A 15,420-nucleotide genomic window follows, 5' to 3' on the forward strand; every position below is an offset into this window, starting at 1 on the left:
GCGCGATACCATGTTGGGGCGGGGTTTGGTCACGCCGGAACGGCTCAGGATGCGAGGTGTACGATGACCATGCAACGATCGATCAACAATCGGGTACGGTCTTCCGTCCCATGACTTGATCGTATCTCCGCAACACCGCATCCTTGTCGGCGGGGTCGGACAACTGCATCAGGTCTTTGCCACCGAGGCGTTTGCGCCCGCGAAATCTCTGACAAGTGTGCAGGGCATCCGCCACATGCAAAGCAAGGCCAAAATAACATGGATTCATTTCGCCTGCGACCGCCATGAAGTTGTAACCGCCAACGGCTGTTTGTCGGAATCCCTATTGCTCGGGCCTATGGTCTTGAACGGATTGCAAACCGTCGAACGTAACGCGCTGATCGATATCTACGGACCTGCACTGACGCCAGACGTGGCCCTGAACGGCCCACCTGCACGGGAATGTCTGACCGTTGGCGCGGTCAAACGCCGCATTTCCGAACACTTCAAGGAAAAGGGTAAACTCGTCGCCAAGGAAATCGAGAAATGGAACGTGGATGCAGCGTTGGAGAAATATGAGGTCGAGCAGATGCGCTTGGCGAAATCGTCAGTTCAATCTAACATGAATACAATCCTCGTCGCGCAGGCTTCGCTTCGGCGCGTCCAAGAGGACTTTAGCTGCGGTTCAGAAAAATGGTAAGTTTGGGCAAAGGGCCGTCCCTGTTCAGGCTGGCAAGGTGTGCAATCACCGAGCCAGCCCTAACCGACACCTGAGCAGCATACCCAAGAATGGCTATGTCCCAGTTAACATGCAGTGTGCGGGTCGTGCAACTGCGCATAGAGAGCCGCTTGTGGATGGAAAAATTAGAAGACCAGTTAATGTTTGCTTCTGGGAAGCTGCAGCGCAGCATGGGATGGCCGGTCAAAGTCCGCATTGGTGTAGGTTTCTCGGACGCCACGCGCAACATTTGTGTGACGCGGATCGTTGCCTGGCGTCGGAGAAGCGCTCAAGCGGGAAATCGCGGGTTTGCGCTTGATGGGGCGTTTGTTGCTATGGGGATTTGGCCAGTGGACTTGTCTCGGATCCGGCCTGATGGACCCGATGAAGGAGCCCCGTCAGGCCGAGCGCGGGGCGCGATTTTGCACCATATGATGGTCAAGGCATGCCCAGTCAGCCTCATTTCAGAAAAGATAATCGAAAAACAAATTCAAAGCCGTTGAGGGTCCAGCAGGCTGCTGGTCGCAGGGATCGTGAGATGGGGGTGCCCCATTGAAGGATTTTGAGAAGGGGTCTCGGGGGTATCCCCCGAGCGAGCGGTCTTGTTGTCATTTCGGGGTGCCCGAAATTGCAACAAGACTAGTGAGTAGGTGGCCAGCAATTCTTCAAAAATATTGTGAAATTAGCCGCGGGGATTTTCGCGATCATCGGTGACACTGGAGATGCACAGATATCCGAGGTCCATCATGTCCATCCAGCCAGAATTTGACAACCCCCAGATTGCAGCCATCCGGACAATACCCATCGTGTTGCGGTTTCAGGGACTGCATCCCGGCAATCTGGGCCGGTTCGTGATGCATGATAAGCGCAAGGGCGGTGATCTGTCCCATGTCGATCTTGATGCCACGAGTTTGAACGAGCCCCTCTTCGGCGAAGCGGATTGGAAGAAGACCCTGCTTGCTGAAATCAAGCAGGCCAAACATTCTAACCTGCGCGTGCATATCGAGGCGCTGCAGGCAAAGTCACGCAAGAAAGAAGCGTCCCAAAGGCAATTGGAAGGCTTGCTCGATCCGTGGCAGCGCTGCGCCAACGGCCCGCTGCGCGAAGGCATCATCACGGTCAACAAGAGCTGGTTCGGCGGCACGGGTCACGCGGGTTGGGATCCCGAAAAAGTAGATCAGTTCCGTGACGCCGCACTGTCGTTTTTGGAACAGCATTTCCCGAACGGCGAACTCCGCTATGCCAGCGGTCATGCGGATGAGGAAGCCTATCACATCCACTTCGTTGTCGCGGTTTGGAGAGAGCGGTTTACGCTCAACCGCGGGCTTCAGTACCTGCTGCAGGCCTCGATGAATCCTCTCATCGCCAGCTACGAGCATGCTCAAAACCTGGCGGGAGAGGCGTTCACCGATCTTGGGATCACGCGGGGCGAACGCCGTGCCGCGGCGCGGCGGGACGCGAAAGCCGCAAATGAGCCAATGCCGGAAAAGCGGCGCCATGTGTCACCTTCGCAATGGCGTGGTGAACAGGTCGAACAGGCACACATGGAAGCTGGGAAAATCGTGTCAGCAGCGGAGGCGACCTCAGTTGAAGCACAGGCGGCACTATCTGACGCCAAGCAAGTGCTGGCGGCCTCAAAACAGACAGCAGAGACTATTATTGAGGACGGGCGGACCCTCGCCAAGGCGACGGTCCGCAAATCGCGCAAACGCGCGATTAAAGAAGCCCATGCGCGAAAGGCAGCAATGGAACGTGAGAACGCGGCAGAAACACAGCAGCTGGAGACGGTGAAAGCACTGGCGGCGCAAAAGGCCATCGCAGCCCGCGCTGCCGAGGAAGAACAGGCGGCCGCCGCCGCGATGCTCATCGAATATGTAAACAAGCTGTCTGCAGCACAGGACAAAGCACAGGGCTGGTTTGATCGGACGCTTGTTCAAAAAGCCGCCGAAACAGAAGCCTTGAAAGCGGCACAGGAGGAGAGGTCAAAGCTCGAATTGGCAAATGAACAGGCAAGTGGAGAGGTCACGGCAATTAACCTTGAAAAAGGCAGAGTCAGTGCGGGGCTTCAGGAGGCAGCACGAGATCTGAAAACAGTTCAAGACGAAGTCCTCGCAGAACAGGCGGCGGTACAGACAGCGAAAGAGGCATTGGAGGTAATCAACCGCAGGAAGGTTGCCGGGGAAGAAGCGTTGGAGGACGTTCAACTGGCCCTCAAAGACACCGAGGCCAAGAAGGTAGAAGTGGAAAGCATGATCATCGCCGTGGAGGACGGTATCAAGCTAATAGCAGATGGTATGATCCTCCGGAATGATATGCCCGGACAGGACAAGCCACTCAAATGGGGGCCCGCCGCGCCAAAGGACAAGGAAGCAAGGGACGGTCTTCTCAAGAAGATCAGGCCAGCCTGGTCTCTGATCAGTCGGATTGCGAAGGTGATCTCAGAAGCCGTGCAGACCCTTGTGAAGGCCGAGCGGCAGAAACTGGCTCAAGAGGCCGCCTATGTTGCCGGATTGCGCGATGATTGGGATGCCGAACAGCGCGCAAAACTGGAAGCGATCAGCAAGCCCCCTGCCCCAGATTGGTGATGCATCCAAGGACGTCATGTTTCGATTCACCAAGGGGCAGGTCACACTGCGCGAAGGCAGAATCTCGCCATGATAACAACCAGTCCTTTGCCCGACGAGCACCCTGCCGTTGCTTTGTCGCGGCTCTTACGTTTAGCGGAGTTATCGGTTTCTTGACCGCGTTTGGAAACGCTTCCATGGAATAGAATCGCCGATCCCGTCGGCCGTACGCGCTGGTAATCCCCCCCGAAAGTAAGGGGCTGCGGAAGTAGAATTTTCTCGGCAAGATGAACGAGGAGATTTTGAATGAAAATGACCAGATATAGCGAACCCCAGATCCTTGCGATCCTGCGCCAAGCCGAAGGTGGTGTGCCGGTGGCCGAGCTTTGCCGTGAACATGGCATGAGCAATGCGTCGTTTTACAAATGGCGTGCGAAGTATGGTGGCATGGATGCATCCATGGTCAGCCAGATGAAAGCCATGGAGGAAGAGAACCGCAGGCTGAAGCGGATGTATGCAGATCTGAGCATGCAGGCGGACTTATTGAAGGAAGCCCTCGGAAAAAAGTAACGGGGCCATCTCAGCGCCGCGAGATGGCCGAAACGGCGGTAGAGCGACGGGGCGTCAGCATCGCGCTGGCGTGCCGGGCCTTCGAGGTCAGCGAGACCTGCTATCGTTACAGCCCGAAGCTGAAAGACGAGAACGAGGTGATCGCCGATCTGCTGACAGGGCTGACGGATGCGCGCAAGACTTGGGGATTTGGCCTGTGTTTCCTGCATTTGCGCAACGTGAAGGGGCATCCGTGGAACCACAAGCGGGTCTACCGGATCTACTGTGAGCTGGAACTGAACCTGCGCATCAAGCCGCGCAAGCGGCTGAAACGGGAGAAGCCTGACGTTCTGGCGGTCCCGAACAGACCGAATGTGACCTGGTCCATGGACTTCATGGCGGATCGCCTCGGCGACGGCAGGGCTTTTCGGCTTTTGAATGTGTTGGACGACTTCAACCGCGAAGGGCTGGGGATCGAGGTTGATTTCTCGCTCCCTGCCGAACGGGTCATCCGCAGCCTTGATCGCATTATCGAATGGCGCGGAAAACCGGGCACGATCAGGGTCGACAATGGGCCGGAATATATCAGCGAAACACTGAGAAAATGGGCTGAGAAACATAGTGTTACGATCCAGCACATCCAACCCGGACAGCCCCAGCAGAACGCCTATGTCGAGCGCTACAACCGGACGGTTCGGCATGAATGGCTGGATCAATACATCATCGAAAGCATCGAGGAGGCTCAGGATCAGGCCACACAATGGCTCTGGACATATAACAACGACCGCCCGAACATGGGCATCGGCGGCATCACACCCGCTATGAAACTGAAAATGGCCGCGTAAGTTCTACAGATGCACCCCGTTAAAAAGGGGGCGATTACCCGCTGACGTCAACCAACGCGCCGTCAGCGGGTGTTTGCTCGGCGAACTGGATGCCGTTGTCCGTGAGAATGGTATGGACTTGGTAGGGCACGGCTTCGAGCATGTGCTGCAGGAACTCCCAAGCAGTGCGCCTGTCAGCTTTTTCGACGAGTTGGGTCACAGCGAACTTGCTGGTGCGGTCAATGCCGACAAATAGATAGAGCTTGCCTTCAGCTGTCTGAACCTCAGCTATGTCGATGTGGAAGAACCCGATGGGGTATCCGTTGCCACATTGTGATGCTGCGAAAAATGCAAACTGCAGCTTTGCGTATACGGCCAGGGTAGGTAATGCTCGTTTCCAATACTCCATTGAGTGTCAGAAAATTTATAAGGTTCACCACTTATTAACCCTAAGGTGAAAAGCTGGTTTCGCGATGTTACATAGCAGCATCAGCCAATAAACTTATCAACTTACTGTAACCAAAACTTAATCTGACCTAAGGTAAGGGCGTGAGGAAACTCTCTCCCGCCCCTTGGTGCATTACGGCCACTCAACTGGGCATGTAGTGCGACTTGATCTTGCTATAACAGTTGGGGCAGCGCAACCTCGCCTTCACATAATGTTGGATCAAAGCGTGTTGAAAAAATTTTCGTCGGTTTTCTCTGCGGCAGTGATGTGTGCATCCTTGGCCGCTTCTGAAACATCTGTCGTGGATGGAGACACCATCGACGTTGATGGTATTAGAATGCGGATCAACGCAATTGATGCTCCCGAGTATGGCCAGAAATGCGGGAAATGGGCATGTGGAAAAGCCGCGACTGAAGAACTGGCTAGACTGATTGGAAGCACAAATGTCACATGCAACGTTCTTGGCGATGATGGGATGGGCCGCGAAATTGCGACTTGTTTCGTTGGTGAAGTGGACCTCGGCCGGGAAATGGTGCGCAACGGACTTGCATGGGCTTTTGTGAAGTATTCAGAAGAATACACCCCTGATGAAGCTGAGGCGCGACGGCAAAAGCTGGGAATCTGGGCTACAACGGCAATTCCACCGTGGGAGTACCGAGCCGCGAGATGGGCGGTAGCTGAACAAGAAGCTCCTGATGGCTGCCCCATTAAGGGAAATATTTCTAAAAACGGAATGATATATCATGCGCCTTGGTCACCATGGTACAAGAAGACGAGCATCAATGAAGCCAAAGGAGAGCGTTGGTTTTGTAGCGAAGCGGAAGCTGTCGCAAACGGTTGGCGCGCACCACGTTGGCGCTGATTTTGACGCGATGCAGTTTTTTTTCGGTTCAGTATAAAGTGGAGGAAAAAATGAACTTCAAGCGCTCGACGCTGAGCCCCATTGAAACCCTAATTGGGTTTGCAGGGATCATAATTGGGTTGGTTCTAATTTGGGGTGCGTTTCACGTGGCCCGCACGGTTTATATGTTGCTCCTATAACGCTTGATTGCGCTCATTAGGAGCCGCAATTGAGATATAGCTAAAAGTTGGTGATGGCCCCTGTATACCCAATTTTGAATGACAACAAAGCCCTCAGAACGGGCCTAGAAGACCGTTCCAAAAGGCAAGGGTTTTTGTCCGCAGAATAAAGCGCACGTCTAGTGTTGAACTGATCTCCAAAGCCACCGTGAACCGCCCCGGGTTTACCGGAGAGTAAAACTCTCCAAGGATAACCCTTATGACACAACGCAAACATATCCCGTCTTATACGGCTGAGTTCCGCGCGCGCGGCGTTCGGCTTTTCAATGAACAACGCTCGGAATATCGCAGTGACAATGCTGCTTATCAGGCAATTGCACCCAAGCTGGGCTGTGCTCCTGATAGCCTGCGGGGATGGTGCCGTCAGTCTGAACGCGATGCTGGTGCCCGCAACGGTCCCACCTGTGAGGAGAAGGCCCGGATCAAAGAGCTTGAGCGTGAGGTTCGGGAACTGCGCCAAGCAAATGAGATTCTGAAGAAGGCTTCTGCGTATTTTGCTCAGGCGGAACTCGACCGCCCGTTCAGGAAATGATTTCATTCATTGAAGATTACCGCACGGACTTTGGTGTCGGGTCGATCTGCAAGATTTTGCGGGTCGCACCATCGTCCTACTATGCAAATTCGGCGATCAGACGAGATCCCCGGCTCGCCTCAAACAGGGCGCGCCAAGACGTAACGGACAGCGTGGAAATCCGGCGCGTTCACGATGAAAGTCGTGGCCGCTATGGCGCCAGAAAGGTCTGGCACCAACTGCGCCGTGAGAGCAAGGACATCGCCCGATGCACTGTCGAACGCTTGATGAAAGTTATGGGATTACAGGGCGTTGTTCGCGGCAAGCCAGTCATCACGACGAACCCCGATGCCTCTCAGCCGTGTCCGGACGATAAAGTGAACCGCGAATTCAAAGCACAATCCCCAAACCAGCTCTGGGTCAGTGACTTCACTTATGTTTCCACATGGCAGGGCATGGTTTACGTCGCATTTGTTGTCGACGTCTTCTCTCGAAGGATCGTCGGCTGGCGGGTCTCAACATCGATGACAACAGCCTTTGTGCTCGATGCCTTGAACCAGGCGATCTGTCAGCGCAGCCCTGAAAAAGGCGGCGGGTTGATACATCATTCCGACCGCGGATCTCAATATTTGTCCATTAAATACACTGAGCGATTGGCGGACGCTGGGATCGATCCATCTGTCGGAACCGTGGGAGATTCCTACGATAATGCCCTCGCTGAAAGCATCATTGGCCTGTTCAAAACTGAGGTTACAAAGTTGCTCGGCCCATGGAAATCAATGGGCCAGCTTGAATGGGAAACGCTGAAATGGGTCGATTGGTACAACACCAAGCGCCTGCACAGTGCCATCGGATATGTCACGCCGCATGAAGCAGAGGAGATGTTCTATGCAACCTTGAACCCAAATGAAAAAGCAGCCTAACATTCGAAACAAACGCTCTCCGGCAAACAAGGGGCGGTTCATTCGGGCGGTGCCTAAAGTCCTGGTTTCCGGAATAAGTTAAGCCATTCGAAGACGGTGGTTTTTGGAATCGAAGGATTAACCTTCATTGGTCTTGAAGAGATCTGGTGGCCTCTTCAAGACCTTTGTATGGTGCATCACCGGCTTCAACGCACAAAGGTACGAAAGATGCGATTATTCCAAAAGGTTTCAAACTCTTATTCTTATCTGCGCAACTGGCGTGTTTTACAGGCCAGGCCAGTCTTGCTGATAGCGCTTGTGCTTCCGGTACAGGCTTGGTCAGCAGACGTATCGGACCTCCCTGCGCCACTGCAAAAGATCGTCAATGAAGCGGCACAAACCTGCGCCGAATTCGACAATGGTGAATTTGCGCTGGACTGGGGCAGCGTGCAACGGGCCGACCTTGATGGTGACTTGCAAAGCGACTGGATATTGAACGATTCGGGGTTCTCGTGCTCGAATGCGGCCTCCCTCTATTGCGGGACCGGTGGTTGCATGTCGCACTTTTTGATCGGTGAAAACCTGAATTCATTGCTCAATCAAGGTTGGGAGGTTGTTACATTTGGACCGCACCGCGTGCTTCTTGCGGATGTACACGGTTCCGATTGTGGTGGCATCAACCCGACGCCCTGTACTGTCGCCAGCATCTGGGACCCTGAAGAACGCGTTTGGCGTTCAACAACGGCAAATTGGTAAAACCCGGCAACTCCGACCGCCAATCGAAAACACTATAGCTGCCGCCATTTCAGATCAGATGCTTTCCACCTTTGGAACGACTACGTTCCCGACATGGCCGCCTGACTGTCGCACACAGCAGCTATTGCTATCCATGTCTAACAACCTGGCAATGCCATATCATGCAGCAATGGCGTTTAGCCTATCACCCGGTGCAGCATCTGGCGACCTGGTGTCAGCCCCTGCACCTTTTCGACGATCGACTGGGCATCAATCCCATAGTGACGGTAAAGATTTGCAATGGTGCCTGTCTGGCCAAAATGTTCAACGCCCAAAGGCACTGCTTGATGACCTTTAACCGACCCAAGCCAAGACAGGGTTGCCGGATGGCCGTCGATCACTGTAACCAGCTTGCAGTCGCGCGACAATGCGCCCAGCAATGTCTCGATGTGGCTTTCTGCCGCTGCATTGCCCCGTGAACGGGCACGTTGTGCAGCGGTCCAGCCCGCGTTCAGCCGGTCGGCAGAGGTCACAGCAAGAACGCCGACATCGCGCCGCCCTTCGGAAATCATGCCTGCGGCCTTGATCGCCTCGGGGGCCACAGACCCTTGATAGGCAATTACAATTTCACAGTTCGGCCCCGGTTCGCGCAGCCAATAGGCACCGTCAATTGCGCCTTGGCGGAAATTTTCGTCAACGCGTTTGCCGGGCTGTTCGATCGGGTTGGTCGTCAGGCGCAGATAAACCGATCCGCCGGTTTCATCGCGCAGCCATGTGCGTTCATCCGGGTCGCCTTCGCCATCTTTTTGCAGATATTCAAAGGCCCATTTCATGATCACGGCCAACTCATCGGCAAAGGCGGGTTCAAAGCTGGCCAGCCCGTCCTGGCTCATCCCGATCAGGGGCGAGCCGATGGATTGATGCGCCCCGCCTTCGGGGGCCAATGTTATTCCAGATGGCGTGCCTACGATCATGAACCGCGCATCCTGATAGCAGGCATAGTTCAGCGCATCCAGACCACGGGCAACGAACGGATCGTAAACCGTGCCAATCGGAATAATCCGCTTGCCCCACAACGAATGGGATAGACCGGCAGCGCCCAGCAGCAAGAACAGGTTCATCTCGGCAATGCCCAGTTCGATATGCTGGCCTTCGGGGGTGAACTCCCATTTCGCTGTCGACGGGATCTTTTCGTTGATAAAGGTGTCGGCCTGTTCTTCGCGGGCAAACAGCTTGCGCCGGTTCACCCACGGGCCAAGGTTGGTGGTGCCCGTAACGTCAGGGGACATGGTGACGATCCGCGCCGCCAGATCACTATCGCCCTTGGACAGATCATCCAACACCTTGCCAAAGGCCATTTGTGTTGAAATCTCGCGGTCTGTGGCCAGCTCAATCGCCGGGACGTCAATAACATCGTCGGAATACCGGCGGCGGCCCTTTGAAAAGAATGCGGTCTGATCAAGGAAGGCCTGCAATGCGGCCGGATCAGCGACAGTTGCGAATTTCTCCCATTCCTCACCTTCGGCCACCCCCATGTGGCGCTGCCACTGGGCCATCTGGGTCTTGTTCATCAGCCCGCCATGGTTGTCCTTGTGACCCGCAATCGGGGTGCCCCAGCCCTTGATGGTATAGGCAAGGAAGCAGACCGGGCGGTCATGGTCGATGGCGTCAAAGGTTTCGGCCATGGTCTGCACACAGTTGCCGCCAAGGTTCTCCATCAACTCGGCTAATTCATCGTCAGAACGGGCGTCGATCAACGCGGTCACATCGCCTTGGTCACCCAAGGCTTCCATCAGGCGTTTGCGCCAGACCGCACCGCCCATAAAGGTCAGCGCCGAGTAAAGCTGGTTGGGGCAGTTGTCGATCCAATCGCGCAGCTTGTCACCGCCCGGCTCTTTGAAGGCCTTGCGCTGCAACGCGCCGTATTTGACTTTGACAACGTCCCAGCCGAAAGCATCAAAAATCTGTTCGATGCGTTTGAACAGACCTTCGCGCACCACACCGTCCAGCGACTGGCGATTATAGTCGATGATCCACCAAGTGTTGCGCAGGTCGTTCTTCCAACCTTCTTGCAGGGCTTCATAAATGTTGCCCTCATCCAATTCGGCATCCCCGACAAGGGCAACCATACGGCCCAAAGGTACATCATTGCCCCAGCTTTTAGCAGAAATGTAATCCTGCACGATTGACGCAAAAGACGTGATCGCCACCCCAAGCCCGACCGACCCAGTAGAGAAATCCACATCGTCGATGTCCTTGGTCCGGCTGGGATAGCTTTGAACGCCGTGATAGCCACGGAAGTTTTCCATTTTGTCACGGGTTTGATTGCCCATAAGGTACTGGATCGCGTGGAAAATTGGCGAGGCATGGGGCTTCACCGCCACCCGGTCCTCTGGGCGCAGCGCGCTATAATAGAGTGCCGTCATGATCGACACCATCGAGGCCGAAGACGCCTGATGCCCACCCACCTTGATCCCGTCCGCCTTGGGGCGGATGTGGTTGGCATTGTGGATCATCCAATGCGACAGCCAAAGCAGCCGCTGTTCGATGGTCTTGAGGTGGCTTTGATCAATCTGGGACATGGGGATGGCTTTCTGGTTGTGAGGGCAAGGCGTGACGGGATGGCAGCGTGTGCTAGCCTTGGCTTTGGGTGCTGATGATTTCGCCGCTCAGGCCAACCGGGTTCAGGATGGTTTGGGCATTTGGGCTGTGCGCGACGGATTTGCGGTGCAGTTCGGCAAACTGGTCCGGCGTGGCGTTACCGGTGACGTGTATTTTGTAGCGGATTTCGGGAAACCCGACGGTCGAATTGGTGCCCAGCCCCATGAACCCGCGCAAGTCGAGCGTTGCGTCGAAGTCGATCTTTACCGATTCAAGCTGTATGCCCTCGGCGGTGGCCCCGGCGATAAAGCTGACCATCATGCATGACCCGAGCCCCGACAGCAGCAATTCCTGCGGGTTCGGCCCGTGGTTGTTGCCCATCAACTGGCGTGGCTCATCGGCCTTCCAGCTGAACGAACGGCTGACCTGATGCGGCCCGACCTTCATCGGCTTGGTGTCGGTGCGCGAGCGGGTGCCGCTTTCCCAGTTGATTTCGATACCATAGTCCATCAGCGCCTCTTCGGGCGCGTTCGCAACTTCGTTCACAAATTCACTAAGGGCGGCGGTGGGGATGCTGTTACGCATGTGCGTTTTCCTTTGTTGCATAGATGGCGCCAAGGGCATTTTTAAAATCTGCGATCAGATCGGCGGCGTCCTCGATCCCGACGGACAGGCGCACACAGCCCGGATCAATCCCCACATCTGCCCGCTGGCGGGTGGTAAAGGTGGCCTGCGAGGTGTTGAACGGCAGGCTGATCAGGCTTTCGACCCCGCCAAGACTGGTCGCTTGTTTCGGGATGCGCAGGGCATCCACCAGACGCAGCGCAGCCGCATCGCCACCTTCGATCACAAAGGTGATATTGCCGGTGCCGTTTTTCAGCAGGCGTTTGGCGGTGGCGTAATCCGGGTGGCTTGGCAGGAATGGATAGAACACCTTTTTCACCTTTGGGTGGCTTTCCAGATACTGTGCCAGCGCCAGCGCGCTTTCTTCGTGGGCGCGCATCCGCACGGCGAGGGTTTTCAATCCGCGCTCCAAAAGGAAACAGGCATGCGGGTCCAGCGAACCGCCATAGTTCAGCAGGCGTGGCCAGATCATATCAATCAATTTGCGCGGGCCGGCTGCCACACCGGCAATCAAGTCACTATGGCCATTGAGGTATTTTGACGCGGAATGCACCACCACATCGACCCCATGTTCAAGGGTGCGCATGGCAATGGGCGGGGCAAAGGTCGCATCCACAACCAGACGCACATTGCGGCGTTTGGCAATCTCGGCAAGACGCGGAATGTCGATGATCTTGAGCAGCGGATTGGTGATCGCCTCGAAATACATCAGCTGAGTATTCGGTTGGATCGCGGCTTCAATTGCGGCGAAATCATAGGAATCCACCATAGTGCAGGACATGCCCAATGTCGGGAATTCCTGATTGAACAGATTGAACGTACCGCCATACAGATCGCTTGATGCAACCACATGCGCACCTTTGTCCATCAGGGCCAAAACGGTGCTGGTGATCGCCGCCATGCCAGAGCTGAACACAATCGCGGATTCGGCCCCCTCAAGGGCCGCCAGCTTTTCCTGGACCGCCCATTGGGAGGGATTGCCGTAGCGGGAATAGATGAACCGATCCCGGGCAAAGCCGTCTTCGACGGATTGATACTGGTGGTCATTCAACACAAAGGTAGAGGCCTGATATATCGGCGTGCCGACAGCGCCTGTGCGCGGGTCGTCATGGGTGCCGGCATGAACCGCCATGGTCGACAGGCCGGTGCCGGGGGCGGGGTGGTCGGCCAGAAACGGCCCGGCGCCGCGCGCCCGGTTCAAATCATTCAGCCAGCCTCCGGTGGTGCGGTTCGGCGTCTTGCTGGCGGTATCGCCCAGGATTTTATGATCGGTCATGCGGTGCTCCGGCATGGGGTGGGATTAAAAAGGGTGCAAACGGTTGCCATCCTGCGCGCCCTTGTCTGCCAGGGAGGAGGAGGTCAGGCAGCCTGCATGTTATGCGCCGAAAGCGCGCCATACAGATCGTCTATGATGTCCTGGACCCCTTCGAGGCCGACGGACAATCGCACCAACCCTTCCGCGATGCCGTGTTCGGCACGCTCTTCGGGGGTGTAGGTGGAATGGGTCATGCTGGCCGGATGCTGGATCAGACTTTCGGCATCGCCCAGGCTGACCGCGCGCTGGATCAGGTTCAGCCGGTTCATCATTGCGATGCCGCCCGCCTTGCCGCCCTTTACCTCGAACGGAATCATCCCGCCGAAATCCGCCATCTGACGGCGTGCCAGATCCGCTTGGGGGAAGCTGTCCAGACCGGGGTAGCAGACCGACAACACCGCCGGATGCGCCTCAAGCGCTTGCGCGACTTTCATCGCCGTCTCGCAGTGCCGCGCCATGCGCAGTTCCAGCGTCTTGATCCCGCGCAGCAGCAGCATCGCTGTAAGCGGCGACATCACGGCGCCGGTCATGTCCTTTAGCCCGACCAGGCGCACCTGCGCCATGTCCTCTTGGCGGCCCACGATCAGGCCCGCCACGACATCGCCATGACCGCTTAGGAATTTGGTGGCCGAATGCACAACAATATCCGCGCCGTGTTCAATGGGCCGCGTCAGCACGGGCGTGGCATAGGTGTTGTCCACCACCACCCTGGCCCCTGCCTGATGCGCGATCTGCGAAACCGCGGCGATATCCACCAGACGGTTGTTTGGGTTCGCCGGGGTCTCGAAATAAACAATTTTGGTCCTGGCGCTGATCGCCTGGCGCAGGTTTTCGGGGTCGGTCATATCGACCAGTGTCACCGTTACCCCAAAACGCGGCAGCCCGTGGGTCATGAAGGCAAAGGTGCAGCCATAAAGCGTCTTGTCGATGATCACCTCATCGCCCGCTTGCAAAAACGTCCACATGGTCGAGGTGATTGCCCCCATGCCAGAAGCCGTACAGAGCCCCGCCTGCGCCCCTTCTAGGTTCGCAATCCGTTGCTCCAAATGGTCCAGCGTAGGGTTGGAAATACGTGAGTAGAAATGCCCCTGTGCTTCCCCGGCAAACATCTCGCCGCCCGCTTCTGCGGTGTCAAAGGTGAAGGTCGAACTCATGTAGACCGGCGGGTTCAACGCCCCTTGGTGTGATTGCGCATCGTACCCGTGGTGAATGGCGCGGGTAGAAAATTCCTGCTGTTTGTTGTTCATCGTGGCCCCCTTTATCTCTCGAGGCATTATCTGTTGTTTCGATGGGCATTTAGTTGCTATGTTGTGCGTGAAATACAGAAAGTTTGGCATATTATGCCCAAGAACCTCAAATTAGACGCCGCCGATCGCAAAATCTTAAGAGCGTTGCAGCGCAACGGTCGAATGACGAATCTCGATCTTGCTCAGGAGGTCAATCTTTCGCCGTCGCCATGCCTGCGCCGGGTGCGCCAATTAGAGTTGAACGGTGCCATCCACGGCTATAGCGTAGACGTAGATGCACAGATTTACGGGCTACCGGTCACCGTGATGGTACGCATCAGCTTGGAGCGGCATACCGAGGATTCGGTGGGCCGCTTTGAAGCGCAGATGAAAGAAATTCCAGAGATACTGGAATGTTTCGTGATGAGCGGGTTGTCGGACTATTTGCTGCGTGTGGTGGTCAGTGATCTGGAAGACTACGAGCGCTTTGTCCGGGAACGGCTGCACCCCATCGGGGGGATCGGTTCGATTGATACCAGTTTTGTCTATGGTGTCGTAAAGCGCACGCATGTCTTTCCCGACATTACCGGGTAACCCGCCAGACACAGGATTAGGCTAACTGCGCTGCGGCAGACATTGGCCAACCGATGCAGGTCGGCGCCCAATGCCACGTCAGAAATCCGGGTCTGGCTGAAACATATGGCGTAGCGACGCGTGCACGGAATTCAGGCCACCCGGCTGATCCAGCGCGCGGGCCACGAGCAGTGATCCTTCCAAAGCAGACAATACAAGCTGCGCTGCGGCAGCCGGATCGCGCCCCGCTGATACCTCACCGTTTTTCAGCCCATCGGCATAGACCGATTGCAGCCATTCAAGGTGGCCACGGAGAAAGCTGGCAAGAGCCGCGCGCAGGCTTTGCGGTATAATGTCACGTTCAACAGCCAGCGCGGCGCAAAGGCAGCCGACCCCCTGATCTAGCCCCTCAAGATATATCCGGCTATAGGCGTCAATGCGGTCAAGCGCGTTTGAATACTGCGCGCATATCTGAACAAAGGCCACTTTGTAGCGCTGGCAGTAGACGTCCAACGTGGCAACGACGAGCTGCTCCTTCGTGGCAAAGTGGTAGTGGATGCTTGGCTTTCGGATCTTCACCAAGTCAGACAGATCGGCATAGCTGAACCCTGCATATCCGCGCGTGCGGATAAGCGTTTCTGCGTGTTTCAGGATCAAATCGCGTGTGTCAGACTGACCTTGTTTTATCATTGCCCATTTATCCCGCCGTAAAAGGTACATAAGCCCAAGCGGTTGTCCCGCCTGGGCCCAGTATCAGCATTTCTGACGGGG

General features: G+C 56.0%; 13 protein-coding genes, 1 pseudogene and 1 other annotated feature. Of the genes and pseudogenes, 8 read left to right on the top strand and 6 right to left on the bottom strand.

Features of this window, described 5'->3' with window-relative positions:
• Positions 1–88: 88 nt before the first annotated feature.
• The 4 genes from EOK75_RS06735 to EOK75_RS06750 all read left to right on the top strand — a co-directional run bounded on the left by EOK75_RS06735 (position 89) and on the right by EOK75_RS06750 (position 4,655).
• Complete coding sequence (locus tag EOK75_RS06735; RefSeq protein WP_137193148.1) at positions 89–679, top strand: Hint domain-containing protein; 591 nt, start codon at positions 89–91, stop codon at positions 677–679.
• Between the two features lie 155 nt (positions 680–834).
• A complete protein-coding gene (locus tag EOK75_RS06740; RefSeq protein WP_137193149.1) occupies positions 835–1,200 on the top strand; it encodes a hypothetical protein in 366 nt (121 codons plus the stop codon).
• 243 nt (positions 1,201–1,443) lie between these two features.
• Positions 1,444–3,282: a plasmid recombination protein gene (locus EOK75_RS06745; RefSeq protein WP_168199170.1), complete on the top strand. Its 1,839-nt coding sequence runs from the start codon at positions 1,444–1,446 to the stop codon at positions 3,280–3,282.
• A 285-nt stretch (positions 3,283–3,567) separates the two neighbouring features.
• Positions 3,568–4,655, top strand: a protein-coding gene (locus tag EOK75_RS06750) for an IS3 family transposase (protein ID WP_137192138.1) whose coding sequence is annotated in 2 segments (ribosomal slippage) — positions 3,568–3,829 and positions 3,829–4,655 — 1,089 coding nt in all. Because the reading frame shifts where the segments join, the coding sequence is not laid out codon by codon here.
• A gap of 73 nt (positions 4,656–4,728) precedes the next feature.
• Here EOK75_RS06750 and EOK75_RS06755 read toward each other — a convergent pair.
• Positions 4,729–4,953 (bottom strand): annotated as a pseudogene (locus EOK75_RS06755) (DDE-type integrase/transposase/recombinase); the annotation flags it as partial.
• A 286-nt stretch (positions 4,954–5,239) separates the two neighbouring features.
• Here EOK75_RS06755 and EOK75_RS06760 point away from each other — a divergent pair.
• The 3 genes from EOK75_RS06760 to EOK75_RS06770 all read left to right on the top strand — a co-directional run bounded on the left by EOK75_RS06760 (position 5,240) and on the right by EOK75_RS06770 (position 8,331).
• Positions 5,240–5,944 carry a thermonuclease family protein gene (locus EOK75_RS06760; protein WP_240793937.1) on the top strand — a complete coding sequence of 235 codons (705 nt, stop codon included), beginning with the start codon at positions 5,240–5,242 and terminating at the stop codon, positions 5,942–5,944.
• A gap of 417 nt (positions 5,945–6,361) precedes the next feature.
• Positions 6,362–7,596, top strand: a protein-coding gene (locus EOK75_RS06765) for an IS3 family transposase (RefSeq protein WP_137192325.1) whose coding sequence is annotated in 2 segments (ribosomal slippage) — positions 6,362–6,656 and positions 6,656–7,596 — 1,236 coding nt in all. Because the reading frame shifts where the segments join, the coding sequence is not laid out codon by codon here.
• Positions 6,649–6,765, top strand: a sequence feature (AL1L pseudoknot). (Overlaps the previous gene by 117 nt.)
• Positions 7,597–7,803: 207 nt before the next feature.
• The gene (locus tag EOK75_RS06770; protein ID WP_137193152.1) at positions 7,804–8,331 is read left to right on the top strand and encodes a hypothetical protein; all 528 of its coding nucleotides are present in this window, start codon (positions 7,804–7,806) and stop codon (positions 8,329–8,331) included.
• A gap of 176 nt (positions 8,332–8,507) precedes the next feature.
• On the opposite strand, the gene EOK75_RS06775 is transcribed toward EOK75_RS06770, so the two are convergent.
• The 4 genes from EOK75_RS06775 to EOK75_RS06790 form a co-directional block, all read right to left on the bottom strand.
• Entirely contained in the window at positions 8,508–10,892 is a 2,385-nt protein-coding gene (locus EOK75_RS06775; protein ID WP_137193153.1) for a 1-deoxy-D-xylulose-5-phosphate synthase N-terminal domain-containing protein, read from the bottom strand.
• A gap of 52 nt (positions 10,893–10,944) precedes the next feature.
• Positions 10,945–11,496, bottom strand: a complete 552-nt coding sequence (locus tag EOK75_RS06780; protein WP_137193154.1) for an OsmC family protein — start codon at positions 11,494–11,496, stop codon at positions 10,945–10,947.
• Positions 11,489–12,811 (bottom strand): trans-sulfuration enzyme family protein, encoded by a 1,323-nt coding sequence (locus tag EOK75_RS06785; protein ID WP_137193155.1) that lies wholly within the window; start codon positions 12,809–12,811, stop codon positions 11,489–11,491. The genes EOK75_RS06780 and EOK75_RS06785 overlap by 8 nt, the downstream gene beginning before the upstream one ends.
• 83 nt (positions 12,812–12,894) lie before the next feature.
• Positions 12,895–14,097, bottom strand: coding sequence for a methionine gamma-lyase (locus tag EOK75_RS06790; RefSeq protein WP_137193156.1), 1,203 nt, complete (start codon positions 14,095–14,097; stop codon positions 12,895–12,897).
• 93 nt (positions 14,098–14,190) lie between these two features.
• Between EOK75_RS06790 and EOK75_RS06795 the strand changes: the two genes are divergently transcribed.
• Positions 14,191–14,670 (top strand): Lrp/AsnC family transcriptional regulator, encoded by a 480-nt coding sequence (locus tag EOK75_RS06795; protein WP_137193157.1) that lies wholly within the window; start codon positions 14,191–14,193, stop codon positions 14,668–14,670.
• Positions 14,671–14,748: 78 nt separating this feature from the next.
• Here the strand turns inward: EOK75_RS06795 and EOK75_RS06800 are convergent, their stop codons facing one another.
• Positions 14,749–15,339 carry a TetR/AcrR family transcriptional regulator gene (locus EOK75_RS06800; RefSeq protein ID WP_168199171.1) on the bottom strand — a complete coding sequence of 197 codons (591 nt, stop codon included), beginning with the start codon at positions 15,337–15,339 and terminating at the stop codon, positions 14,749–14,751.
• Positions 15,340–15,420 lie beyond the last annotated feature (81 nt).

The organism is Pseudorhodobacter turbinis, assembly GCF_005234135.1.
Classification (GTDB): Bacteria; Pseudomonadota; Alphaproteobacteria; order Rhodobacterales; family Rhodobacteraceae; genus Pseudorhodobacter; species Pseudorhodobacter turbinis.